This window comes from Micromonospora sp. DT231, from assembly GCF_049847025.1.
In the GTDB taxonomy this organism is placed as follows: domain Bacteria; phylum Actinomycetota; class Actinomycetes; order Mycobacteriales; family Micromonosporaceae; genus Micromonospora.
The window spans coordinates 304,112-325,805 of record NZ_JBNCNO010000006.1 but is presented as its reverse complement, the minus strand read 5'-3'; the positions used below and the strand labels follow the sequence as shown (position 1 = coordinate 325,805).

At 70.3% G+C, this 21,694-nt stretch carries 19 protein-coding genes; 9 read left to right on the top strand and 10 right to left on the bottom strand.

Features of this window, described 5'->3' with window-relative positions:
• Positions 1 to 47: 47 nt before the first annotated feature.
• Positions 48 to 653, bottom strand: a complete 606-nt coding sequence (locus tag ACPXBU_RS18480) for a DUF4190 domain-containing protein (RefSeq protein WP_425758957.1) — start codon at positions 651 to 653, stop codon at positions 48 to 50.
• Between the two features lie 289 nt (positions 654 to 942).
• Between ACPXBU_RS18480 and purN the strand changes: the two genes are divergently transcribed.
• Together purN and purH are read left to right on the top strand one after the other, a co-directional pair.
• Entirely contained in the window at positions 943 to 1,563 is a 621-nt protein-coding gene (purN, locus tag ACPXBU_RS18475) for a phosphoribosylglycinamide formyltransferase (RefSeq protein WP_425758956.1), read from the top strand.
• Entirely contained in the window at positions 1,560 to 3,131 is a 1,572-nt protein-coding gene (purH, locus tag ACPXBU_RS18470) for a bifunctional phosphoribosylaminoimidazolecarboxamide formyltransferase/IMP cyclohydrolase (RefSeq protein ID WP_425758955.1), read from the top strand. Before purN ends, purH begins: the two co-directional genes overlap by 4 nt.
• 130 nt (positions 3,132 to 3,261) lie before the next feature.
• Here the strand turns inward: purH and ACPXBU_RS18465 are convergent, their stop codons facing one another.
• From ACPXBU_RS18465 to ACPXBU_RS18445, 5 genes are all read right to left on the bottom strand, one after another.
• Positions 3,262 to 4,299, bottom strand: coding sequence for an ABC transporter ATP-binding protein (locus ACPXBU_RS18465; RefSeq protein WP_425758954.1), 1,038 nt, complete (start codon positions 4,297 to 4,299; stop codon positions 3,262 to 3,264).
• On the bottom strand, positions 4,280 to 5,320 hold the full coding sequence (locus ACPXBU_RS18460) for an ABC transporter ATP-binding protein (protein ID WP_393372318.1): 1,041 nt from the start codon (positions 5,318 to 5,320) through the stop codon (positions 4,280 to 4,282). The genes ACPXBU_RS18465 and ACPXBU_RS18460 overlap by 20 nt, the downstream gene beginning before the upstream one ends.
• Positions 5,321 to 5,325: 5 nt before the next feature.
• Positions 5,326 to 6,282: an ABC transporter permease gene (locus ACPXBU_RS18455; RefSeq protein WP_393372316.1), complete on the bottom strand. Its 957-nt coding sequence runs from the start codon at positions 6,280 to 6,282 to the stop codon at positions 5,326 to 5,328.
• A gap of 179 nt (positions 6,283 to 6,461) precedes the next feature.
• Positions 6,462 to 7,400 (bottom strand): ABC transporter permease, encoded by a 939-nt coding sequence (locus ACPXBU_RS18450; protein ID WP_393372313.1) that lies wholly within the window; start codon positions 7,398 to 7,400, stop codon positions 6,462 to 6,464.
• A 195-nt stretch (positions 7,401 to 7,595) separates the two neighbouring features.
• A complete protein-coding gene (locus ACPXBU_RS18445; RefSeq protein ID WP_393372310.1) occupies positions 7,596 to 9,197 on the bottom strand; it encodes a peptide ABC transporter substrate-binding protein in 1,602 nt (533 codons plus the stop codon).
• A gap of 452 nt (positions 9,198 to 9,649) precedes the next feature.
• On the opposite strand from ACPXBU_RS18445, the gene ACPXBU_RS18440 reads away from it, so the two are divergent.
• The gene (locus ACPXBU_RS18440) at positions 9,650 to 10,510 is read left to right on the top strand and encodes a bifunctional methylenetetrahydrofolate dehydrogenase/methenyltetrahydrofolate cyclohydrolase (RefSeq protein WP_425758953.1); all 861 of its coding nucleotides are present in this window, start codon (positions 9,650 to 9,652) and stop codon (positions 10,508 to 10,510) included.
• Between the two features lie 138 nt (positions 10,511 to 10,648).
• Positions 10,649 to 11,599: a malate dehydrogenase gene (locus ACPXBU_RS18435; protein WP_393372307.1), complete on the top strand. Its 951-nt coding sequence runs from the start codon at positions 10,649 to 10,651 to the stop codon at positions 11,597 to 11,599.
• A gap of 96 nt (positions 11,600 to 11,695) precedes the next feature.
• Here ACPXBU_RS18435 and ACPXBU_RS18430 read toward each other — a convergent pair whose 3' ends face one another.
• On the bottom strand, positions 11,696 to 12,604 hold the full coding sequence (locus ACPXBU_RS18430) for an MBL fold metallo-hydrolase (protein WP_425758952.1): 909 nt from the start codon (positions 12,602 to 12,604) through the stop codon (positions 11,696 to 11,698).
• A 136-nt stretch (positions 12,605 to 12,740) separates the two neighbouring features.
• Between ACPXBU_RS18430 and ACPXBU_RS18425 the strand changes: the two genes are divergently transcribed.
• Positions 12,741 to 13,958 carry an NADP-dependent isocitrate dehydrogenase gene (locus tag ACPXBU_RS18425; protein WP_393372301.1) on the top strand — a complete coding sequence of 406 codons (1,218 nt, stop codon included), beginning with the start codon at positions 12,741 to 12,743 and terminating at the stop codon, positions 13,956 to 13,958.
• Positions 13,959 to 14,259: 301 nt separating this feature from the next.
• On the opposite strand, the gene galT is transcribed toward ACPXBU_RS18425, so the two are convergent.
• From galT to cysC, 3 genes are all read right to left on the bottom strand, one after another.
• On the bottom strand, positions 14,260 to 15,336 hold the full coding sequence (galT, locus tag ACPXBU_RS18420) for a galactose-1-phosphate uridylyltransferase (RefSeq protein ID WP_393372298.1): 1,077 nt from the start codon (positions 15,334 to 15,336) through the stop codon (positions 14,260 to 14,262).
• Positions 15,333 to 16,157, bottom strand: coding sequence for a DeoR/GlpR family DNA-binding transcription regulator (locus tag ACPXBU_RS18415; protein ID WP_393372295.1), 825 nt, complete (start codon positions 16,155 to 16,157; stop codon positions 15,333 to 15,335). The genes galT and ACPXBU_RS18415 overlap by 4 nt, the downstream gene beginning before the upstream one ends.
• 111 nt (positions 16,158 to 16,268) lie before the next feature.
• Positions 16,269 to 17,798, bottom strand: a complete 1,530-nt coding sequence (gene cysC / locus ACPXBU_RS18410; RefSeq protein ID WP_425758951.1) for an adenylyl-sulfate kinase — start codon at positions 17,796 to 17,798, stop codon at positions 16,269 to 16,271.
• Between the two features lie 395 nt (positions 17,799 to 18,193).
• Here cysC and ACPXBU_RS18405 point away from each other — a divergent pair, with 395 nt between their 5' ends.
• The 4 genes from ACPXBU_RS18405 to ACPXBU_RS18390 are packed head-to-tail and all read left to right on the top strand — an operon-like array spanning position 18,194 to position 21,629.
• The gene (locus ACPXBU_RS18405; RefSeq protein ID WP_425758950.1) at positions 18,194 to 19,108 is read left to right on the top strand and encodes an ABC transporter ATP-binding protein; all 915 of its coding nucleotides are present in this window, start codon (positions 18,194 to 18,196) and stop codon (positions 19,106 to 19,108) included.
• Complete coding sequence (locus ACPXBU_RS18400; RefSeq protein WP_393372287.1) at positions 19,101 to 20,006, top strand: ABC transporter permease; 906 nt, start codon at positions 19,101 to 19,103, stop codon at positions 20,004 to 20,006. The genes ACPXBU_RS18405 and ACPXBU_RS18400 overlap by 8 nt, the downstream gene beginning before the upstream one ends.
• Positions 20,006 to 20,917 carry an ABC transporter ATP-binding protein gene (locus ACPXBU_RS18395; RefSeq protein WP_393372285.1) on the top strand — a complete coding sequence of 304 codons (912 nt, stop codon included), beginning with the start codon at positions 20,006 to 20,008 and terminating at the stop codon, positions 20,915 to 20,917. Before ACPXBU_RS18400 ends, ACPXBU_RS18395 begins: the two co-directional genes overlap by 1 nt.
• A gap of 1 nt (position 20,918) precedes the next feature.
• Positions 20,919 to 21,629, top strand: coding sequence for an ABC transporter permease subunit (locus ACPXBU_RS18390; RefSeq protein WP_393372283.1), 711 nt, complete (start codon positions 20,919 to 20,921; stop codon positions 21,627 to 21,629).
• Positions 21,630 to 21,694: the final 65 nt, after the last annotated feature.

The following is a 21,694-nucleotide window of genomic DNA, read 5'->3' as shown; positions in this document are numbered from 1 at the left end:
CGGGGCGCCCCGGACGAATCCGGAGCGCCCCGTCGACAGCGAGCCGGTCAGGGCTGGCCGGGCAGCGTGACCTGTGCCACGACGGACAGGATGATCAAGATAATGCCGAGCCCGACGCCGACCGCGCCGCAGATCAGGCCGGCCTTGGCCTGCCCGGCGTTGTTGGCCTCCCCGCGGGCGACCTTCTGCCGGGCGAGGTAACCGGTGATCACTGCCGCGATGCCGACCGGGATGCCCAGCGAGAAGCAGCAGAGCAGCGGGATCGACGCGATACCGAGGATCATCGACACCAGGCCGAGGGTGTTGTTCTGCCCCTGCGCCTGCGGGTACCCGGCGTTCGGGTATCCCGGGGCGGCGCCGTACTGGGGCTGCTGCTGGCCGTACGGGTCCTGGTACGCCGGCGGCTGACCATACGGCTGGCCCGAGGTGGGCTGGCCGTACGGCTGCCCCGAGGTGGGCTGCTGGCCGTACGGCTGCCCCGAGGTGGGCTGCTGGCCGTACGGGGCCTGCGGCGCCGCGTACGGATCCTGCTGGCCGTACGGCTGACCGGAGGTGGGCTGCTGGCCGTACGGGGCGGCTGGCGGCGGCGGGGCGGTCGGGTCCTGGTTGGGCTGCTGGCCGTACGGGTCCTGACCGGGGGTACCGGGCTGCATTCGAAAGCTCCTTGGACTGGTTCCGTCAGTTACTGCTGTGTGTTTCCATCCATGATCGCGGTCAGTCCTCCCGATGCCCAGTGCAGCATCCCGGGGACATTTTCCGCGAAGCGCAGGAAAAGGCCCTTCTCGACCAGTTCCGCGGGTCGGGCCAGTGCCGGGGCGCGGGTCGGTGGGACGTTCGGCCCAAGCGAGCGGCAGCGTACCGGGTCGATGCACGTCGACGCCGGCAAAGATCGGCGCACCGCCCAGCGAAAGGACGTCCTGACCTGCCCGATAGGGTGGCCCGGTGACCGAGCCCGCGCCTGTCGCCCGCATCGTCGTCCTCATCTCCGGCTCCGGAAGCAACCTCCAGTCGTTGCTGGATGCCGCCACCGACCCCGCGTACGGCGCACAGGTCGTCGCGGTCGGCGCGGACCGCGACGGGATCGCGGGCCTGGACCGGGCCGAGGCGGCCGGGGTGCCGACCTTCGTCGAGCGGGTCCGCGACCACGACACCCGGGAGGACTGGGACGTCGCGCTCACCGCGCACGTCGCGAAGCACCAACCCGACCTGGTCATCTCCGCCGGCTTCCTCAAGCTGGTCGGCCCGCACTTCCTCGCCGCCTTCGGCGACCGCTACCTGAACACCCACAACACCCTGCTGCCGGCGTTCCCCGGCATCCACGGTCCACGGGACGCCCTCGCCTACGGCGTGAAGCTCACCGGGGCCACCCTCTTCTTCGTCGACGCGGGCATGGACACCGGGCCGATCGTCGCGCAGGTCGCGGTGCCGGTGCTCGACGACGACGACGTCGACACGCTCACCGAGCGCATCAAGGAAGCCGAGCGGCGCCAGCTCGTCGAGCAGGTCGGTCGCCTGGTCCGCGAAGGCTGGACCATCACCGGAAGGAAGGTCACGGTTCCGTGAGTCCCACTCAGGACGGGCGCCGCCCGATCAGGCGGGCGCTGGTCAGCGTCTACGACAAGACCGGGCTGGTCGAGCTGGCCCAGGCCCTGCACGCGGCCGGTGTGGAGATCGTGTCCACCGGCAGCACCGCGGGCACCATCGCCGCCGCCGGCGTGCCGGTGACGCCGGTGGAGACGGTGACCGGTTTCCCCGAGGTGCTCGACGGCCGGGTGAAGACCCTGCACCCGAAGGTGCACGCGGGTCTCCTCGCCGACCTGCGCAAGGACACGCACGTGGCGCAGCTCGACGAGCTGGGGGTGGCGGCGTTCGACCTGCTGGTCTCCAACCTCTACCCGTTCCAGGCGACCGTCGCGTCCGGCGCCGGCGTCGAGGAGTGCGTGGAGCAGATCGACATCGGCGGCCCGGCCATGGTGCGGGCCGCCGCAAAGAACCACGCCTCTGTCGCCGTGCTCACCGACCCGGCCGGTTACCCGGCCCTGCTCGGCGCGCTCGACGAGGGCGGCTTCACCCTGGCCCAGCGTCGCGCGCTGGCCGCCCGGGCGTTCGCCGACATCGCCGAGTACGACGTCGCGGTGGCCCAGTGGTGCGCCCAGGAGCTGGCGCCCGCCGACGACTCGTGGCCGCAGTTCGCGGGGCTGACGCTGCGCAAGTCGACAGCGCTGCGCTACGGCGAGAACCCGCACCAGCCCGCCGCGCTCTACACCGACCCGGACGCTCCCGCCGGGCTGGCCCAGGCCGAGCAGCTGCACGGCAAGGAGATGTCGTACAACAACTACGTCGACGCCGACGCCGCCTGGCGGGCCGCGAACGACTTCGCCGACCAGCCGGCGGTAGCGATCATCAAGCACGCCAACCCGTGCGGCATCGCGGTCGGCGCGGACGTGGCCGAGGCGCACCGCCTGGCGCACGCCTGTGACCCGGTGTCGGCGTACGGCGGTGTCATCGCGGTCAACCGGCCGGTCTCGGTCGAGCTGGCCCAGCAGGTCGCCGAGATCTTCACCGAGGTCGTGGTCGCCCCCGGCTTCGACGAGGGCGCGGTCGAGGTGTTGCAGGGCAAGAAGAACATCCGGCTGCTGCGGGCGCCGGCCTGGACGCCCGCGCTCGTGGAGTTGCGGTCGGTGACCGGTGGCGTGCTGGCCCAGATCGCCGACCGGGTGAACGCCCCCGGCGACGACCCGGCGAGTTGGCGGTTGGCGACCGGCGAGGCCGCCGACGAGGAGCTGCTGCGGGACCTCGCGTTCGCCTGGCGGGCGGTCCGCGCGGTGAAGAGCAACGCGATCCTGCTCGCCAAGGACGGCGCGACGGTCGGCGTCGGCATGGGTCAGGTCAACCGGGTCGACTCCGCGCAGCTCGCGGTCAGCCGCGCCGGCGCCGACCGGGCCCGCGGCTCGGTCGCCGCCTCGGACGCGTTCTTCCCGTTCGCCGACGGCCCGCAGATCCTCATCGACGCGGGCGTCCGCGCCATCGTGCAACCGGGCGGCTCGATCCGCGACGAAGAGGTAATCGAAGCAGCCAAAAAGGCAAACGTAACAATGTACCTAACAGGAACGCGCCACTTCTACCACTGACCCGAACCCCCACCCACCCCCGGCCGGGACAGGGTTGATCATGAGGTTGACGGGCGACAAGCCGGACGAAACGGCCCGTCAACCTCATGATCACCCGGGGCCGGGGCCGGGGCCGGGGCCGGGGCCGGGGTTAGGCGGGGAGGGTTGGGCGGAGTTCGGCGAAGTGGCAGGCGGACGGGTGGGGGTCCGCTGCTCTCGGGACCGTTTTCGGGTCCTCTACCGCGCAGATGTCCTGGGCCTTCCAGCAGCGGGTGCGGAAGTGGCACCCGCTCGGCGGGTCGGCCGGGCTCGGCACGTCGCCGACCAGCCGGATCATGTTGCGCTGATCGCGGGCCTCCGGGTCCGGCACCGGCACCGCGGAGAGCAGAGCCTGGGTGTACGGGTGGGTGGCTCGCTCGTAGATCTCGTCCTCGGTGCCGATCTCCACGATCCGCCCGAGGTACATCACCGCCACCCGGTCGGCGATGTGTCGCACCACGGACAGGTCGTGGGCGATGAAGATGTACGAGAGCCCCAGCTCGTCCTGGAGCTGCTTCAGCAGGTTGATCACCTGGGCCTGGATGGAGACGTCGAGGGCCGACACCGGCTCGTCGCAGACGATCACCTCGGGCCGCAGCGCGAGCGCACGGGCGATGCCGATGCGCTGGCGCTGACCGCCGGAGAACTGGTGCGGGTACCTGTTGATGTGCTCCGGGTTGAGCCCGACCAGGTCGAGCAGTTCCTGGACCCGCTTCTGCTTGCTGCCCTTCGGGGCGGCATCCGAGTGGATCTCGAACGGCTCGCCGATGATGTCGCCGACGGTCATCCGCGGGTTCAGCGAGGTGTACGGGTCCTGCATCACCATCTGCATGTTGCGGCGTACCCGACGCAGCTCGCCCCCGGAGGCCTTGAACAGGTCCCGACCTTCCAGGGTGGCCCGGCCGGAGGTGGGCGTCTCCAACCGCATCAGCAGCCGGGCGAGGGTGGACTTGCCGCACCCGGACTCGCCGACCACGCCCAGCGTCTCGCCCCGACGCAGCTCGAAGCTCACCCCGTCGACGGCCTTGACCGCGCCGATCTGCCGCTGGAACAGCACGCCCTGCGTGATCGGGAAGTGCTTCACCAGGTTGTCGACGGAGAGGATCGTCTCGCCGCGGACCTTCGTGGGGTTAGCGGGCGACGCTGTCATCACGGACCTCCTGCGCGAAGTGGCAAGCGCTGGTCCGGCCGTCGCCGAGGACCAGGTCGTGCGGTACGACGTCCACGCAGACCTGCTGGACGTACGGGCACCGGGGGTGGAAGGGGCAGCCGGACGGGATGCGCATCAGGTTCGGCGGCAACCCCTTGATCGTCGACAGTTCCGCACCGCGGACGTCCAGGCGCGGGATCGACTCCAACAAACCCTTCGTGTACGGGTGGGCGGGCGCCTTGTAGAGCGAGCGGACGTCGGCGTGCTCGACGATCCGGCCGGCGTACATGACCGCGATCCGGTCGGCGACACCGGCGACCACACCCAGGTCGTGGGTGATCAGGATCATCGCCATGTTGCGTTCCCGACGCAGGTCGGCCAGCAGGTCCATGATCTGGGCCTGGACCGTCACGTCGAGCGCGGTGGTGGGCTCGTCGGCGATCAGCACCTTCGGGTCCAGCGCCAACGCCATGGCGATCATGACGCGCTGCCGCATGCCGCCGGAGAACTGGTGCGGGTAGTCGCCGACCCGCTTGGCGGCTCCCGGGATCTTGACCAGGTCCATCAGCTCGATGGCGCGACGTCGGGCGTCGGCCCGGGACATGCCGGCGCGCTGGCGCAGCGTCTCGCCGATCTGCCAGCCGACCGGAAAGACCGGGTTCAGGGCGGAGAGCGCGTCCTGGAAGATCATCGCGATCTCCGTGCCGCGTACCTGCCGGCGCTGCTCCTCGGAGCGGGTGAGCAGGTCCTGACCCTGGTAGAGGATCTGGCCGGAGCGGACGAACGCCGGTGGGGTGTCCAGGATGCCCATGATCGCCTGGGCGGTGACCGACTTGCCCGAGCCGGACTCGCCGAGCACGGCGAGCGTCTCGCCGGCGTCCAGGTGGTAGGACACGCCGTTGATCACCCGGGCTACGCCCTCGTTGGTGCGGAACTCGACGTGCAGGTCCCGCAACTCCAGCAGGTGGCCGCCCTCGGGCGTCGCGGAGGCGGGTGTGGGTTCGACTGTGGAGTGGGTCATCAGAGTCACCGCAGCTTCGGGTCGAAGGCGTCACGGATCGCGTCGCCGAGCATGATGAACGCCAACACGGTCAGCGCGAGGAACGCCGACGGGACGATCAGCGGCGTGGCGGCTTCCCGCATGTGGATGCGGCCGGTGTCGATGTCCTGACCCCACGAGATGGTCGGCGCCTTCAGACCGATGCCCAGGAAGGAGAGCGTCGCCTCGGCCGCGATGAACGAGCCGAGCGCGATGGTCAGCACGACGATGACCGGGGCCAGCGAGTTCGGCAGGATGTGCCGCCACATGATCCGGCTGTTGCCGGCGCCGAGCATCCGGGCCGCCGCGACGTAGTCCTGCTCCTTCGCGGTGATCACCGAGGAGCGGACCACGCGGGCGGCGGTGGTCCAGCCGAGCAGGGCCAGCACGAAGACGACCGCGCCGATCCGAGCCCACTGGCTGTCGCTGGACACCCGCTTGAGCAGCACGATCGCGGCCAGCAGCAGCGGGATGCCGAGCACCACGTCGATCACCCGGGAGAGCACCGCGTCGATCCAGCGGCCGAAGTAGCCGGCCAGCATGCCGATCACCAGCGCGATGATCCCGGTGCCGAGCGCGGCGAGCGCGCCGACAAGCAGCGAGGCGCGGGTGCCGTAGACCGCCCGGGAGTACGTGTCGCAGCCCTGGAAGTCGTACCCGAAGATGGCCCCGCCGGACGGCCCGGCGTGCTGCCGGGAGAGCAGGCAGTCGTTCGGGTTGTTGGCGGTGAACACCCCGGGGAGCAGCGCCATCAGGGTGAAGATGACGACAAGCGCCAGCGAGATCCAGAAGATCGGGTTGCGGCGCAGGTCGCGCCAGGCGTCGCCGGCCAGGCTGCGGGGCTTGTTCGCGGCACCGACCTGGTTGGGTGTGCCCGGCTCGCCCGAGGGGCCACGGCGGGCGGCCTGGTTCTCGCTGGCCGCCACCGTCTCGAAGTCACTCATGCCCGCCCCTCGCTGCGCTCGGTGCCGGCATGAGAGCCCGGGCACGCTGCGCTGATGATTCGTTCGCTGCGCTCACTCATGCCCGCCCCTCGCTGCGCTCGGTGCCGGCATGAGAGCCCAGGCACGCTGCGCTGATGATTCGTTCGCTGCGCTCACTCATGCCTGCACCTTCGCTGCGCTCACTCATAGCGGATCCTCGGGTCGAGTACGGCGTACAGGACATCCACCACCAGGTTCGAGACCAGGTAGACCACGACGAGCACGCTGACGATGCCGACCACCAGGGGGCCGTCCTCGGTGCGGATGCCGCGGAAGAGGTTGAAGCCCACGCCGGGGATGTTGAAGACGCCCTCGGTGATGATCGCGCCGCTCATCAGGTTGCCCAGTTCCACGCCGAGGAAGGTGACCACCGGGATGAGCGAGTTGCGCAGCACGTGGACGACGACGATGCGGCGCTTGACCAGGCCCTTGGACCGGGCGGTCCGGACGTAGTCCGCGCGCAGGTTCTCCGCCACCGAGGCTCGGGTGAGCCGCAGCGCGGTGGCCAGCGACAGCGAGCCGAGCACGATGCCGGGCAGGAGGAGTGCGTAGAACGTCGGGTCGGAGCCGGCGGTGGGTGGGAAGAGCTGCCACCTGACGCCCAGGAAGTACTGCGCCAGCGGCGCCAGCACGATTGTCGGGATGCCCAGCACCAGCAGGGTCAGCACCAGCGTCGAGTTGTCGAAGATGCTGGCCCGGCGGATGCCGGCGAGCACACCGGCGGTGACACCGAAGATGATCGCCACGGCGAGCGCGATGAGCGCGAGCTGGACGGTGACCGGCCAGGCCTGCTGGAGGATGTCGCCGATGTTCCGACCGGTGAGCGACTCGCCCAGGTTGCCCTGGAGCAGGTTCTTCACGTAGTCGAAGTAGCGGTAGAAGAAGCCACCGACGCCCGTCGCGTCCAGGTGGTACCTCTCGGTCAGGTAGGCCCGTTGGGCAGGCGTCACCGGCCGCTCACCGGCGAGCGCCTGGATGGGGTCGCCCTGCCCGGCGAATGTCAGCGCGTAGACGATCAGGGTGGTCCCGAAGAACGCCAGGACCATCTGCAGTAGGCGCCGCAAGATGTAGCGGAACATGCTTAGCAGTCTCTCCGGAAATGTGCGAAAGGGTCGCAGGACGGCATCTCTGGTCGTACCCGAAATATCCGAGACGTGCCGTCCGGCCCGGGGAAGCCGGCACCACCGACGCCGGGTCCGCTGCTGCGACCCGGCCCGGTGGTGCGGTCGGGCCACCCGGGCGTCGTCGCCCGGGTGGCCCGCACCATGGTCAGCTCAGCTGGCCGCTTCGATCTTGACGAGGTTGACCCGCTGGAACAGGTCCATCTGCACGTTCTTGACCTTGGACGAGTGGCCGAACACGTTCTCGCCGAAGCGGAGCGGGATCACCGGCATGTCCTTGGCCAGAAGGTCCTCCGCCTGCTGGTACTTGGCGATCGCCTCGTCCTGCGTCTTGGCGGCGGAACCCTCCTTGACCAGCTTGTCGAACTCCTTGTTGCTGTAGCCGTAGTAGTTCGACGAGCCGTTGGTGCTGTACAGCGGGCCGAGGTAGTCCTCCATGGTCGGGTAGTCCATGACCCAACCCATCCGGAACGCACCCACCGGCTGCTTCTTCTCGACCTTGGTGAGCAGGTCGGCGAACTTCGGCTCGGCCGAACCGACGGCGTCCACACCCAGGTTGGCCTTGAGCTGGTTGACCGTGGCGTCGACCCAGTCCTTGTGCCCGCCATCGCCGTTGTACGAGATGACGATCTTCGACGGGCCGCCGGCGGCCTGGTAGAGCTTCTTGGCCTCGGTCGGGTTGAACTCGCCCGCCTTGCCCGTGGTGTTGTCCCGGTAGCCCGGCAGGACCGGCGAGACGAAGGAGCGTGCCGACGTCTGCGAGCCCTTGAAGACCGACTTGGTGATCTCGTCACGGTCGATCGCCATCGAGATGGCCTTGCGCACGTCCGGGTTGCTGTAGTCCTTGTCGAACGTCGGGAACGCGAGGAACTGGAACGACGACATCGGGCTGGTCTGGTACCTGTCGCCCAGGTCGCTCGGCGCGGTGCTCAGGCTCTCGGTCGGGATCGTCGGCAGCACGTCCAGGTTGTCCGCCTGGACGTCCGCGTAGGCCGCGGTGAGCTGCTGGTAGATCCGGAACTCAATGTCCTTGACCTTGGGCTTCTCGCCCGGGTACGCGTCGAAGCGCTCGACGTCGATCTTGCTGTCGTGCTGCCAGGTGCCCTTCATCTTGAAGGGGCCCTGCCCGATCGGCGCCTGCTCGAAGCCGTCCTTGAGCACGCCCGGGGCCGAGAACGCGGCCTTCGGCAGTGGGAAGAACGCGTTGTAGCCGAGCGTGGTCTTGAAGTCGATGTACGGGTCGGACAGCGTCACGGTGAACGTGGCGTCGTCGACCTTCTTCAGGCCGGACATCTCCTTGGCCTTCGGCGCCTTGCCCTGCAGGTCCGCGTAGCCAGCGATCTTGTCGAAGAAGGCGTTGGCGTCCTGGCCGTTGGGGGCGTACGCGCCGTAGTTCCAGGCGTTGATGTAGTCCTCGGACGTGACCTTCTCACCGTTGTGGAAGGTGAAGCCGTCCTTGAGCTTGATCGTCCAGACCTTGTTGTCGGACGAGGTGATCGACTGCGCGGCGACCTCGTACGGCTTGTTCTGGGCGTCGTAGTCGACGAGCGGGCTGAACAGGCCGGCGAGCACCTGCGACCCGGACGTCTCGGTGGTGTTCGTGGGAACCAGGTGCTTCGGCTCGGCGATCTGAATGCTGACCGCCGACGTGCCGCTGCCGCCGGATCCACCGTCTCCGCCGCTGCCGCAGGCCGCGAGGCCCAGCGTCACCGCGAGCGGGAGGGCGGTCCAGGCGGCGAGTCTACGAACTCGCATTGAGCCTCCTCATCTCCTCACGCTGCGCAGTCAGGCCCGACGCTGGGTTACGCTGCGCAACAAGCGGCAACGGTAGGTCGGCGACCGGCCGTCGGCAACGAGGCGGTTGCGGGTGGGTAACGGTCCGGCACGTGTGGGCTTGTCGAGGGTCGCCAGATCTGCTAGCCGAATTCGGCTCAAACGTCGTTCACCTGCAAAAATTCGGCCAACTGAAGCGCCTGATGGGTCGGCCTCGGCCGGTCTGGCGCAGTCTCGGCCGCCCGTCCGGTCCCTGTCGCACTCCGCCGGTCCGTCCGGTTCTACGGTGACCTAATCCACGATCTGTGACTGAGAGTGACTAGCACCACGTAACTCACCGTCACCTGCTGTCGAGGGTGGCCAACCGGTGGCGGGGGCCCGCGCCACCTGAGGTCGTCCGAACGCTCAGGTGGCGGCCGTGAGACGATCTGGTGGTGACGGCGACGCTTCTGGACGGCAAGGCAACCGCGGCGGAGATCAAGGACGAGCTGCGGATACGGGTGAAGGCACTCGCGGAACGCGGCATCATCCCCGGGCTGGGCACGGTCCTGGTCGGGGCGGATCCGGGCAGCCAGGCGTACGTCAACGGCAAGCACCGCGACTGCGCCGAGGTCGGCATCGCCTCGATCCGGCGGGAGCTGCCCGCCGACGCCACCCAGCAGCAGGTCGACGACGTGCTGGCCGAGCTGAACGCCGACCCGGCGTGCCACGGCTACATCGTCCAACTGCCGCTGCCGGCCCACCTCGACACCCAGCGCGTGCTGGAGTTGATCGAACCGGACAAGGACGCCGACGGCCTGCACCCGGTCAACCTGGGCCGCCTCGTGCTCGGCTACGACGGCCCGCTGCCCTGCACCCCGCGCGGCATCGTCGAGTTGCTCCGCCGCCACGACGTGGCCCTGCGCGGCGCCACCGTGGCCGTGGTCGGTCGGGGCAACACCGTCGGTCGGCCGCTCGGTCTGCTGCTCACCCGCCGCAGCGAGAACGCCACCGTCACCCTCTGCCACACCGGCACCCTCGACCTCGCCTCGCACACCCGGGCCGCCGACATCGTCATCGTCGCTGCCGGCGTACCGGGTCTGCTCACCGCCGACATGATCAACCCGGGCGCGGTCGTGGTCGACGTCGGCATCACGCGAGTGATCGGCGCGGACGGCAAGGGCCGCTACACCGGTGACGTGGACCCGGAGGTGGCCGAGACCGCCGGCGCGTTGGTCCCCATGCCGGGCGGCGTGGGTCCGATGACCCGGGCCATGCTGCTCACGAACGTCGTGGAGCGCGCGGAGCGCGGCTGACTCACTCCTCGGCGGCCCAAACCCGGACGGTGGTGACGTTCGCCCCATCCCGGCGATGGCCGCCGCCCCTGGCCCGATCGGTGCCAGGATGACTGATACGGTCCGGAAAACCGACTGGTATCAGGGAGTGGGACGACCATGGGTAAGAAGGTCACTGTCGTCGGGGCTGGCTTCTACGGCTCCACCACCGCACAGCGCCTGGCCGAGTACGACGTCTTCGACACCGTAGTGATCACCGACATCGTGGAGGGCAAGCCCGCGGGTCTCGCGCTCGACCTCAACCAGTCCCGGGCCATCGAGGGCTTCGAGACCAAGGTGGTCGGCGTGACCACCGGCCCCAACGGTGAGGGCTACGAGCAGATCGAGGGCTCCGACGTCGTCGTGATCACCGCTGGTCTGCCCCGCAAGCCCGGCATGAGCCGGATGGATCTGCTGGAGACCAACGCCAAGATCGTCCGCCAGGTCGCCGAGAACGTCGCCAAGTACGCGCCGAGCGCCGTCGTCATCGTGGTCTCCAACCCGCTCGACGAGATGACCGCGCTGGCGCAGCTCGCCACCCAGTTCCCCAAGAACCGGGTGCTCGGCCAGGCCGGCATGCTCGACACCGCCCGGTTCAGCAACTTCGTCGCCGAGGCACTGAACGTGCCGGTCGCGTCGGTACGCACCCTGACCCTGGGCTCGCACGGCGACACGATGGTCCCGGTCCCGTCGAAGAGCACCGTCAACGGCAAGCCGCTGCGTGACGCGATGCCGGCCGAGCAGATCGAGGAACTGGTCGTCAAGACCCGCAACGGTGGCGCCGAGGTGGTCGCGCTGCTCAAGACCGGTTCGGCGTACTACGCCCCGTCCGCCGCCGCCGCCCGGATGGCGAAGGCCGTCGCGGAGGACTCCGGCGAGGTCATGCCGGTCTGCGCCTGGGTCGACGGCGAGTACGGCATCTCCGGTGTCTACCTCGGTGTCGAGGCCGAGATCGGCGCCGAGGGCGTCAAGCGGGTCGTCGAGACCGACCTGGACGCCGACGAGCGCGCCAGCCTCCTGGAGGCCGCCGAGGCCGTCCGCGCCAAGCAGGGCGACATCTCCAGCATGTAGTACCCCGAAACACCGCTCCACCGAAGGGCGCGCCGGCAAAGCCGACGCGCCCTTCCCCGTCCCCGCCCGTCCCCGCCCAAAGCGTTGATCATGAGGTTATTGCCAATTTTGTCGGCGAGTCGAGGCAATAACCTCATGATCAACGCGGGAACGGGTGGGGGTGCGGGGCCGGGTGGGGCGGGGTGGGGGGCGGGGGTGGGGTGGGGGTGGGGTGGGGGTGAAGGGGGTGGTCAGGTGGGGGGTGGCCAGGAGGGTGGGGGAGTGGGTGTCCAGGGTTGATCGTCGGGAGTGGCGGGCTTGTTCCGGGTCCTCCTCGTGGGCGTACGCCAGGTCGGGGTCGACCAGTTGCACCATGTGCACCAGCAGGTCGCCGGTGACCAGCACGCGTTCCTCGGTCGAGGTCACCAGCACCGACTGGTGGCCGGGCGTGTGGCCGGGGGTGGGCAGCAGACGTACCGCCGGGGTGAGGGTGGTCTCGCCGTCGACCACCCGGAGCTGGCCGGCGGCGCGCAACGGCGCGACCAGGCCGGCCGGCAGTGCCGGATTGAGGGTCTCCGCCGCGTCGAGTTCGGCGCGCTGCAGCAGGTAGCTCGCGTTCGGGAAGTACGGCCGGCCCGGCGTGCCGGTCACGGCCCAGCCGATGTGGTCGGTGTGCAGGTGGGTGAGCACGACGGTGTCGACGTCCGCGGGGTCGATGCCGGCGGCGGCCAGTTCGGCGGGCAGCCGTCCCGGTACGGGTGCCCAGCTCGCGGCAAGTGAGTCGGCCGGGCCGATGCCGGCGTCGACAAGTGTGACCGGCCCGTCCCCGGATCGGATCGCGAAGCTGCGAAACGGCAGCCACCACTGCCCGTCAGCGGTCACCGCGCCCGGGTCGCGGCGGTCGGCCTCCCGCCAGTGGGCGGCCGTGGCGTGCGGAAACGCCTCGCTGCGAGGTTGGAAGAAAGCTCCCTCGGAGTCGGTGAGCGCGGTGACCGTGATAGACCCGAGGGTGCGGCTCAGTGGCATCGGGCGATGGTGCCAGGGAATTCTGTGCCGTGCAGTCCGCTTCCGTCGGCCGACCGAGGCCGGGTGGGGGCTGCCGGTCCAATTGCAGTACGCTCGTACTGCTTGAGCACGTGTCCCCCGAGAGGAGCGCCGGCCGATGGCGAAGATCAAGGTAAACAACCCGGTCGTGGAGCTCGACGGCGACGAGATGACCCGGATCATCTGGAAGCAGATCCGGGAGCAGCTGATCCTGCCCTACCTCGACGTCGACCTGCACTACTACGACCTGTCGATCCAGCACCGCGACGAGACCGACGACCAGGTCACCGTTGACGCCGCCAACGCCATCAAGGAGCACGGCGTCGGCGTCAAGTGCGCGACCATCACCCCGGACGAGGCCCGGGTGGAGGAGTTCGGCCTGAAGAAGATGTGGCGGTCGCCCAACGGCACGATCCGCAACATCCTCGGCGGCGTCGTCTTCCGCGAGCCGATCATCATGTCCAACGTGCCGCGGCTGGTCCCCGGCTGGACCAAGCCGATCATCATCGGCCGGCACGCCCACGGTGACCAGTACAAGGCCACCGACTTCGTCGTCCCCGGCCCGGGCACGGTGACCATCACCTACACCCCGGCCGACGGCGGCGCCCCGATGGAGATGGAGGTCGCCAACTTCCCCGGCGGCGGCATCGCCATGGGCATGTACAACTACGACGAGTCGATCCGGGACTTCGCCCGGGCCTCGTTCCGGTACGGGCTGGACCGCAACTACCCGGTCTACCTGTCCACCAAGAACACCATCCTCAAGGCGTACGACGGCCGGTTCAAGGACATCTTCGCCGAGGTGTTCGAGACCGAGTTCAAGGACGAGTTCGCCGCCGCCGGCATCACCTACGAGCACCGGCTCATCGACGACATGGTCGCCGCCGCGCTGAAGTGGGAGGGCGGCTACGTCTGGGCCTGCAAGAACTACGACGGTGACGTGCAGTCCGACACCGTCGCGCAGGGCTTCGGCTCGCTGGGTCTGATGACCTCCGTCCTGCTCTCCCCGGACGGCCGGACCGTCGAGGCCGAGGCCGCGCACGGCACCGTCACCCGGCACTACCGGCAGTGGCAGAAGGGTGAGAAGACGTCGACGAACCCGATCGCGTCCATCTACGCCTGGACGCGGGGTCTGGCCCACCGGGGCAAGCTGGACGGCACCCCGGCGGTCACCGAGTTCGCCAACACGCTGGAGCAGGTCATCGTCGACACCGTCGAGGGCGGCCAGATGACCAAGGACCTCTCGCTGCTCATCTCGCGGGACGCCCCGTGGCTGACCACCGACGAGTTCATGAACGCGCTCGACGAGAACCTGGCTCGCAAGATCGCCGCCTGATCCAGGCGTACCGCGTCATCGGAGCCCGCCGGCACCAGCCGGCGGGCTTCGGCGTGTCCGGCGCGGACGCGCCGGTTGGCGTCACCGCCGTCGGCGCGCCTCGTTGACCAGGATGGACGAGATGCCAGTCGCGTCCGAGGAAGGTTGACCACGGTCGACCCGCGGCACCCGTGCGCCGATCAGCCAGCCTTCCCGGCTGTGCCGTGCACAGCCAGCCGTCCCTTCCCTGCGGGGGGCCCTGTCCCGGGCCCCCCGCGCCCTGTTTCCCGCCAAGCTCAGGCCACGCGCACAGCGGGGCTGCTCAGGCGGCGCGCAAAAGGTCGGCGGCCCGCTCGGGCGAGATGTCGTTGATGAAGACACCCATCCCGGACTCGGAGCCGGCCAGATACTTCAGCTTGTCCTTGGCCCGCCGGATGCTGAACAGCTGTAGGTGCAGGTGGCCCAACTCGCGGTCGATCCGCACCGGCGCCTGGTGCCAGGCCGAGATGTACGGCATCGGCATGTCGAACAGGCCGTCGAAGCGGCGCAGCAGATCCAGGTAGAGCGGCCCGAAAGCATCCCGCTCACTGTCGCTGAGCGCCGGAATGTCGGGTAGCACCCGGTGCGGCGCGACGTGCACCTCGAACGGCCAGCGGGCGGCCGCCGGGACGAACGCCGTCCAGTGTTCGTTCTCCGCGACCACCCGGTCGCCGGTCGCGCGCTCGGCGGCCAGCACGTCCGCGTACAGGTTGCCCCCGCCGGTCCGCTCCGCGTGCCGGCGTGCCGCGGCCAGCAGCGCGCGGGTGCGCGGCGTCACGAAGGGGTACGCGTAGATCTGCCCGTGCGGGTGGTGCAGCGTGACACCGATCTCGACGCCCCGGTTCTCGAAGCAGAAGATCTGCTCCACGCCGGGCAGTTCGCCGAGCACCTCGGTGCGGTCGGCGAGGGCGTCCAGGACGGTGCGGACCCGGCTCGGCGGCAGGCTGGCGAAGGAGGCGTTGTGGTCGGAGGTGAAGCAGACCACCTCGCATCGGCCGACTCCCGGTCGAACAGGCGTGAACGGGGTGATCTCCCCGGGCTCCTCGGCGACCCGGCCACTGAGCGACGGGAACCGGTTCTCGAAGACCACCACGTCGTAGTCGGGCGCGGGGACCTCGGTCAGTCGGTCACCCACCGACGGGTCGAGCGGGCACTCGTTCGCCGGTGGGAGGAAGGTGCGGGTCTGCCGATGCACGGCCACCGCCACCCACTCGTCGGTGAGCGGGTCGTAGCGCAGTTGGGAGGCGGGGGGCGGCGGCGGCAGGTCGCGGCGGTCCGGCTGGTCGCGGACCGCGTCGTCGCGCTCGTCGAAGTAAATCAGTTCCCGGCCGTCGGCCAGGTCGATCGCGGTGCGTTTCACTGCGCCGCCCCCTCACTCGTCGGCGTGCGCGTCGCGCGGCCCGCCCCTGTCGCTTCTACCATGATCAATTCGCCCACTCGTTCGTCGAGTACCCGTCGTGCGGCCGCTGGCAACCGGTCGTCGCTGACCAGTACGTGTGCTGCCGCCAGCTCGACGATCGAGGAGATGCCCACCGTGCCCCACTTGGTGTGGTCGGCCAACACCACCAGGCGGTCCGCCGCGGCCACGAGCGCCCGGTCGGTCTCCGCCTCCATGAGGTTCGGGGTGGTGAAGCCGGCCCGCTCGGTGATGCCGTGCACGCCCAGGAAGAGCAGATCCAGGTGCAGTGTCCGGATGGCCCCGACCGCGAGCGGACCGACAAGCGCGTCCGACGGCGTGCGTTCGCCCCCGGTGAGCACCACCGTCTGGTCCGGCCGGCCACCGGCGTGCAGGATCTCGGCCACCGGCAGCGAGTTGGTCACCACGGTCAGGCCGGGCACGTCCACGAGCTTGCGGGCCAGTTCGGCGGTGGTGGTGCCGGCGGAGAGCGCGACCGCCGCGCCCGGCCGGACCAGTTGGGCCGCCCGATCCGCGATGGCGGCCTTCTCCGCCAGTTGGCGGACCGACTTGGCGTGGAAGCCCGGCTCGTCGGTCGAACTCGGCCCGGCTGCCGTGGCGCCGCCGTGCACCTTGGCCAGCAGGCCACGTTCGTGCAGCGTCTCCAGGTCACGGCGGATCGTCATGTCGGAGACGCCGAACTCGCCCGCCAGCTCACTCACCCGGACACCGCCGGTGGACCGGACCCGCTCCAGGATGGCCGCCTGCCGCTGCTGAGCGAGCATTCGCCGTGCCTCCCGGTGGTCCCCGTGCTCTCACGCGGTCAAACGTGTTCCAACAAAGACGAACACTAGCGCGGAGCGGACGGTGGCCGGACGGCGGATGCGGAAAACGCCTCAGGCAGAAGCGATCTTCAACTCCACCCAACCCGTCTCGGTGAGCTGGTGCAGCAGGGCCTGAACCGCGTCCGCCACGCTGAGATCGGTCGTGTCCAGCACCAGGTCGGCGTCGCTCGGCTCCTCGTACGGGTCGTCGATGCCTGTCATCCCGGTGAGCAGGCCGGCTCGCGCTCGCGCGTACAGGCCCTTGCGGTCCCGGCGCTCACACACCTCGAGCGGAGTGGCGACGTGCACCAGCACGAAACCCGCCCCCGCCGCCATGGCCATCTCGCGGGCGGTGGCACGGGCCGCCGCGTACGGGGCGATCGGGCAACAGATGCCCACCCCCCGGTGCCGGGCGATCTCGGCGGCCACCCACCCGATCCGCCGGACGTTCATGTCCCGGTCGGCCTTGCTGAAGCCCAACCCGGCGGAGAGCTCCCGGCGCACCACGTCCCCGTCGAGCAGGGTCACCGTGCGGTCGCCGCCCTCCCGCAACGCGTCCGCCAGCCCACGGGCGATCGTCGACTTGCCGGAGCCGGAGAGGCCGGTCAGGAAGACCACGAGCCCCCGGTGCCGACGCGGTGGCCGGGCCCGGGCCAGCTCCCTCGCCACGGCCGGCGGGGTGTGCCACTCCGGCAGGGGGAAGCCGCGATCCAGCAGATCGTCGATCTCCTGCTGGGTCAGCGCGAGCCGGCGGTTACGGGGTGGGATGTCCTCCCGCCAGCGCCACTGCCCGTCCCTGTTGTCGTAGGCCAGCTCGCGCGGCACCAGCACCCGCAACCCGGCGCCGGAGAGCATCTCCCCGGTGGAGAGCAGGTGGGTGACCCCGTACGCGGCGGAGACCCGGGCACGCAGCAGCGCGTCGCTGATCTCCTCGCGGCGATGCGACAGCGGCACCGCGATCACGGTCGCGGGCGGCATCCGGTCCCGGGCGGCGAAGATGATGCGCACCAGCGCCTCCGGCGGAAGCCCACCGACGCCACCCTCACCGACCGGGATCATCACGAGCAGGTGCGCGGCCAGGGTGCGGGCGGCGTGGGCGATCTGAGCGAGCTGGGGACGGTGCAGGGGTCGGTCGGCGATCACACCGAGCACCCGGCCCGGAGGCAGCAGCGCGCGGACCTCCTCCGGGCTGCGGCGCAGTCGCTGGAACGGGCCGTGGCCGCCGTCGCCCAAGCGCCGGACCTGGCCGCCAACCCCGGCCACGCCCTCGCGGACCGGCCAGACGTCCGCCACGTCCAGGGCGGCCACCGGCGCGCCCTCGCCGTCGGTCAGCACCAGCGCCCGACGGGCCGGGTCACGCGGATCGAAGCCCTGGGCCAGCGCGGCCGGCACCTGGAGGGTCACCGCGACCTGCCAGGGAGTGCCGTCGGCCAGTTGGCCGCGCCGGCTGACCGACACCAGGTCGGCACGGGTCATGAAACCGATCAGGGGGGCGTACGCGCCGATCAGCAGCAGCTCCAGATCAGCGAGCTCACCGGGACGCGGCGTGTACGCCGGTGCGTCTTGCAGCACCTCGTCGGGCAGCACCCAGCCGTTGCTCATCCACACCCCCCACTCGCTGACCGGCACACAGTTTCGCAGCCGACCGCCGATCGGTCGAGGCCGCCACTCCACGACCCGGTCGGGCGGATCGGCGGCGGATTCCCCGGCCGTCGCCGACCGCAGCCGACTGCACCCCGGACCGGTTGTGGTCGGCGTGGAGGACGGGCTCGCTCGACATCCAGGTGACGCGGGCACGACTCCCGACGGGCCGGGAGATGAATGGTGTCACCCCGGATCGGTGTTTCCCGAGGCGGGGTCGCGCCGGACGCGCTACCGGCGGCAACGGTTCCACCACCCTCGGCAGGGGACCTTAAGGGTCGCTCGGGGCAAGGATCAGGGAAGCGCCGGGGGCGCGCCGGTGCCCGTGGTGGGCGTCGACTCCCTACGCTGGCAGCGTGACACTGATCGCGACCCAGTCGCTCACCAAGACGTACGGAGGTCGGGTCACCGCGTTGGCCGACCTCACCGTCGCCGTCGAGCCCGGGATCATCGGCCTGGTGGGCGCGAACGGCGCCGGAAAATCCACGTTGATCAAGATTCTGCTCGGCCTGATCGCACCTACCAGCGGTCAGGTCTCGGTGCTCGGCATCGACCCGTCGGCCGACCCGGCGGCGGTCCGTGCCCGCGTCGGCTACATGCCCGAGCACGACTGCCTCCCACCCGACCTGTCCGCCGCCGAGCTGGTCACCCACCTCGGCCGGATCAGCGGCCTGCCCCGCACCGCCGCCCGCGAGCGAGCCTCGGAGGCCCTGCGGCACGTGGGGCTCTACGAGGAGCGCTACCGCCCGGTGGGCGGCTACTCCACAGGCATGAAGCAGCGCGTCAAGCTGGCCCAGGCGCTGGTGCACGACCCCGACCTGCTGCTGCTGGACGAGCCGACAAACGGCCTGGACCCGGCCGGCCGCGACGCCATGCTGGCGCTCGTGCACCGGATCGGCACCGAGTTCGGCATCTCGGTGCTCGTCTGCTCGCACCTGCTCGGCGAGGTGGAGCGGATCTGCGACACGCTGATCGCCATCGACGGCGGCAAACTGCTGCGCGCCGACCACATCTCCGCGATGACCACGGCCACCGACGTGCTCGCCGTCGAGGTCAGCGAGGGCACCGAGGAGCTCGCCGCCCGGCTCGCCGAGCTGAAGCTGCCGGTCGCGCGGGACGGGCGACTGCTGCTCGTGCCACTCTCCGACGACGGCACCTACGACCTGATCCTCGGCGCGGTCGCCGAACTGGACCTGCCACTGCACCGACTGGACCAGCGCCGGCACCGGGTGGCCGAACTCTTCGCCACGAGGGAGCTCTCCCATGCCTGAGCCGACCGCAGCCGCCGTGCGCCAGGCGCCGACAGGCGTCATCCACGACATCGGCTACCAGCGCTACGAGGGCCCGAGGCTGGGCCGCCGCCAGGTCTTCGGCGCCCTCTACGGGCACGGGCTGCGTACCGCCTTCGGGTTCGGGCGCAGCGCCAAGGCCAAGATCTTCCCGTGGCTCGTGGTCGGCATCGTCTCCCTGGTCGCGGTGGCCCTCGCGGCCATCCGCAGCCAGATCGGCGAGCCGGTCGCCACGTACGCCCAGTTCGCCGACGCGATGAGCTGGCTCGTCATCTTCTTCGTCGCGGTGGTCGCTCCGGAGCTGGTCTCCCGGGACCTGCGCAGCGGCGTCCTGCCACTGTATTTCTCCCGACCGCTGCCCCGCAGCGACTACGCGCTGGCCAAGCTGCTGGCGCTGGTCACCGCCCTCTGGCTGCTGCTCGGCGGACCGCAGTTGCTGATGTTCCTGGGTGCTGCCTTCACCACCAAGCAGGGCATGCGCGGGGTCTGGAACGAGCTGCTCGACCTGCTGCCCGGGCTGCTGTACGCCGGGCTGTGGGCGGTGGTCTTCGCCTCGGTCGGGCTGCTGGTCGCCTCGCTGACCGGCAAGCGCGCCTTCGCCGCCGGTGGGGTGGTCGCGGTCTTCCTGATGACCACCCCGATCGTCGGGGTGCTGAGCATCCTGCCGTCGCGCGCCGCCAACGAGCTGGCCGGGCTCGCCTCCCCCTCCACGCTGGTGCAGGGGGTGGGCATCTGGTCGCTTGGTGACCTGCTGGTCGAGGGCGATCCGGGCGAAATGATGATCGGCGGCTTCGGCCCGGTCTACGCCCTGGCCGCGGTGCTGTTGGTCGCCGGTGCGACCGCCCTCCTGCTGGTCCGCTACCGGAAGGTCGCCTCCTGATGAGCACGCTGAGCCTGACCGGGGTGTCCCGGTGGTACGGCAACGTGGTCGCCGTCAACGACATCAGCATGGCCCTGGGGCCGGGCGTGACCGGGCTGCTCGGCCCGAACGGCGCCGGCAAGACCACCCTGCTGCACATGATGGCCGGGTTCCTCGCCCCGTCGCGCGGCACGGTCACCCTCGACGACCAGCCGACCTGGCGAAACCCCGACGTCTACCGACGGTTGGGGCTGGTCAGTGAACGGGAGGCGGTGCAGGGCTTCCTCACCGCGTACGAGTTCGTGCTGGCCAGCGCCAAGCTGCACCGGCTGGCCGATCCGGCGGAGGCCGCCCGGCGGGCCATCGACCTGGTCGAGCTGGAGTCGGCGCAGAGCCGCCGGATCGGCACGTACTCCAAGGGCATGCGGCAGCGGGCCCGGGTGGCCGCCGCGTTGGTGCACGACCCGCAGGTGCTGCTCCTCGACGAGCCGTTCAACGGGATGGACCCGCGCCAGCGGCTGCACATGATGCAACTGCTGCACAGCCTGGGCGACGCCGGCCGGACCATCCTGTTCAGCTCGCACATCCTGGAGGAGGTCGAGCAGGTCTCCGGGACGGTGCAGGTGATGGTGGCCGGGCGGTTGGCGGCCTCCGGCGACTTCCGGACCATCCGCCGGTTGATGACCAACCGCCCGCACGTGTTCGCGGTGCGGTCGACGGACGACCGGGCGCTTGCCGTCGCGCTGATCGCCGAGCCGTCCGTCAGCGGTGTCGAGCTGGACCCCACCGGCCTGACCGTGCGGGCCGGCGACTACGGCGCCTTCACCCGGGCACTGCCCCGGATCGCGCTCAAGCACGGCATCCGGGTGCGCCAACTGGTGCCGTCCGACGAGTCTCTGGAGAGCGTCTTCTCCTACCTGGTGGAGGCCTGACATGTCGACAATTACCTGGATCACCGCGCGCGGGCTGTTCGGCCGGCGTCGGTTCCTGCTGCTGCTTCCGCTGCCACTGGTGCTGCTCGGGTTGGCCGTGCTCTGCCGGTCGCTGGGGGTGGACCCGGGCGAGTGGGGGCCGCCGGTGCTCGTCGGTCTGGGGCTGGCCGTGGTGCTGCCGGTGGTTGCGCTGATCATCGGCACGGGCGTGTTGGGCGCCGAGATCGACGACGGCACCGTCGTGCACATCCTGACCAAGCCGCTGCCGCGCTGGCAGATCGTGCTGCCGAAGCTCGCGGTGGCCGCCGGGGTCAGCGCGGCCACCGTCGCGCTGCCGCTCTACGTCGCGGGCGTGCTCGCCGACTCGGTACGCCTCGGACTGGCGTTGGCCGTCGCGGCGGCGCTCGGCGCGCTGGCGTACTCGGCGTTGTTCCTCGCCCTCAGCCTGGTCACCAGGCGGCCGGTGCTGCTCGGCCTGGTCTACGTGCTGATCTGGGAGGGGCTGCTGGGCAACTTCGTCAGCGGCACCAAGGTGCTCTCCATCCAGCAGTACGTGATCGCCCTCGCCGACCGGATCGCCCCGACCGGGCTGTTGGAGACCACCGTGTCGGTGCCGGTGGCCTCGGTGATGACCGCGCTGGTAAGCGTCGGCTTCACCGTGCTGGCCATCGATCGCCTGCGTTCGTTCAGCGTGGCCGGCGAGACGAGCTGAGAGCGGTACGAGGGGGTGTTCCGGCCAGCCACCCCTCGGCGGTAGGGCTGGCCGGATGGACCGGC

Excerpts from the sequence above, each read along its gene's own strand:
- ACPXBU_RS18400 (WP_393372287.1), top strand. The coding sequence starts at position 19,101 with ATGCCTGAGCCGACCGCAGCCGCCGTGCGCCAGGCGCCGACAGGCGTC.
- ACPXBU_RS18435 (WP_393372307.1), top strand. The coding sequence starts at position 10,649 with ATGGGTAAGAAGGTCACTGTCGTCGGGGCTGGCTTCTACGGCTCCACC.
- ACPXBU_RS18430 (WP_425758952.1), bottom strand. The coding sequence starts at position 12,604 with ATGCCACTGAGCCGCACCCTCGGGTCTATCACGGTCACCGCGCTCACC.
- ACPXBU_RS18425 (WP_393372301.1), top strand. The coding sequence starts at position 12,741 with ATGGCGAAGATCAAGGTAAACAACCCGGTCGTGGAGCTCGACGGCGAC.
- ACPXBU_RS18390 (WP_393372283.1), top strand. The coding sequence starts at position 20,919 with ATGTCGACAATTACCTGGATCACCGCGCGCGGGCTGTTCGGCCGGCGT.
- ACPXBU_RS18480 (WP_425758957.1), bottom strand. The coding sequence starts at position 653 with ATGCAGCCCGGTACCCCCGGTCAGGACCCGTACGGCCAGCAGCCCAAC.
- ACPXBU_RS18460 (WP_393372318.1), bottom strand. The coding sequence starts at position 5,320 with ATGACCCACTCCACAGTCGAACCCACACCCGCCTCCGCGACGCCCGAG.
- ACPXBU_RS18455 (WP_393372316.1), bottom strand. The coding sequence starts at position 6,282 with ATGAGTGACTTCGAGACGGTGGCGGCCAGCGAGAACCAGGCCGCCCGC.
- ACPXBU_RS18415 (WP_393372295.1), bottom strand. The coding sequence starts at position 16,157 with ATGCTCGCTCAGCAGCGGCAGGCGGCCATCCTGGAGCGGGTCCGGTCC.
- cysC (WP_425758951.1), bottom strand. The coding sequence starts at position 17,798 with ATGAGCAACGGCTGGGTGCTGCCCGACGAGGTGCTGCAAGACGCACCG.
- ACPXBU_RS18395 (WP_393372285.1), top strand. The coding sequence starts at position 20,006 with ATGAGCACGCTGAGCCTGACCGGGGTGTCCCGGTGGTACGGCAACGTG.
- ACPXBU_RS18465 (WP_425758954.1), bottom strand. The coding sequence starts at position 4,299 with ATGACAGCGTCGCCCGCTAACCCCACGAAGGTCCGCGGCGAGACGATC.
- ACPXBU_RS18450 (WP_393372313.1), bottom strand. The coding sequence starts at position 7,400 with ATGTTCCGCTACATCTTGCGGCGCCTACTGCAGATGGTCCTGGCGTTC.
- ACPXBU_RS18445 (WP_393372310.1), bottom strand. The coding sequence starts at position 9,197 with ATGCGAGTTCGTAGACTCGCCGCCTGGACCGCCCTCCCGCTCGCGGTG.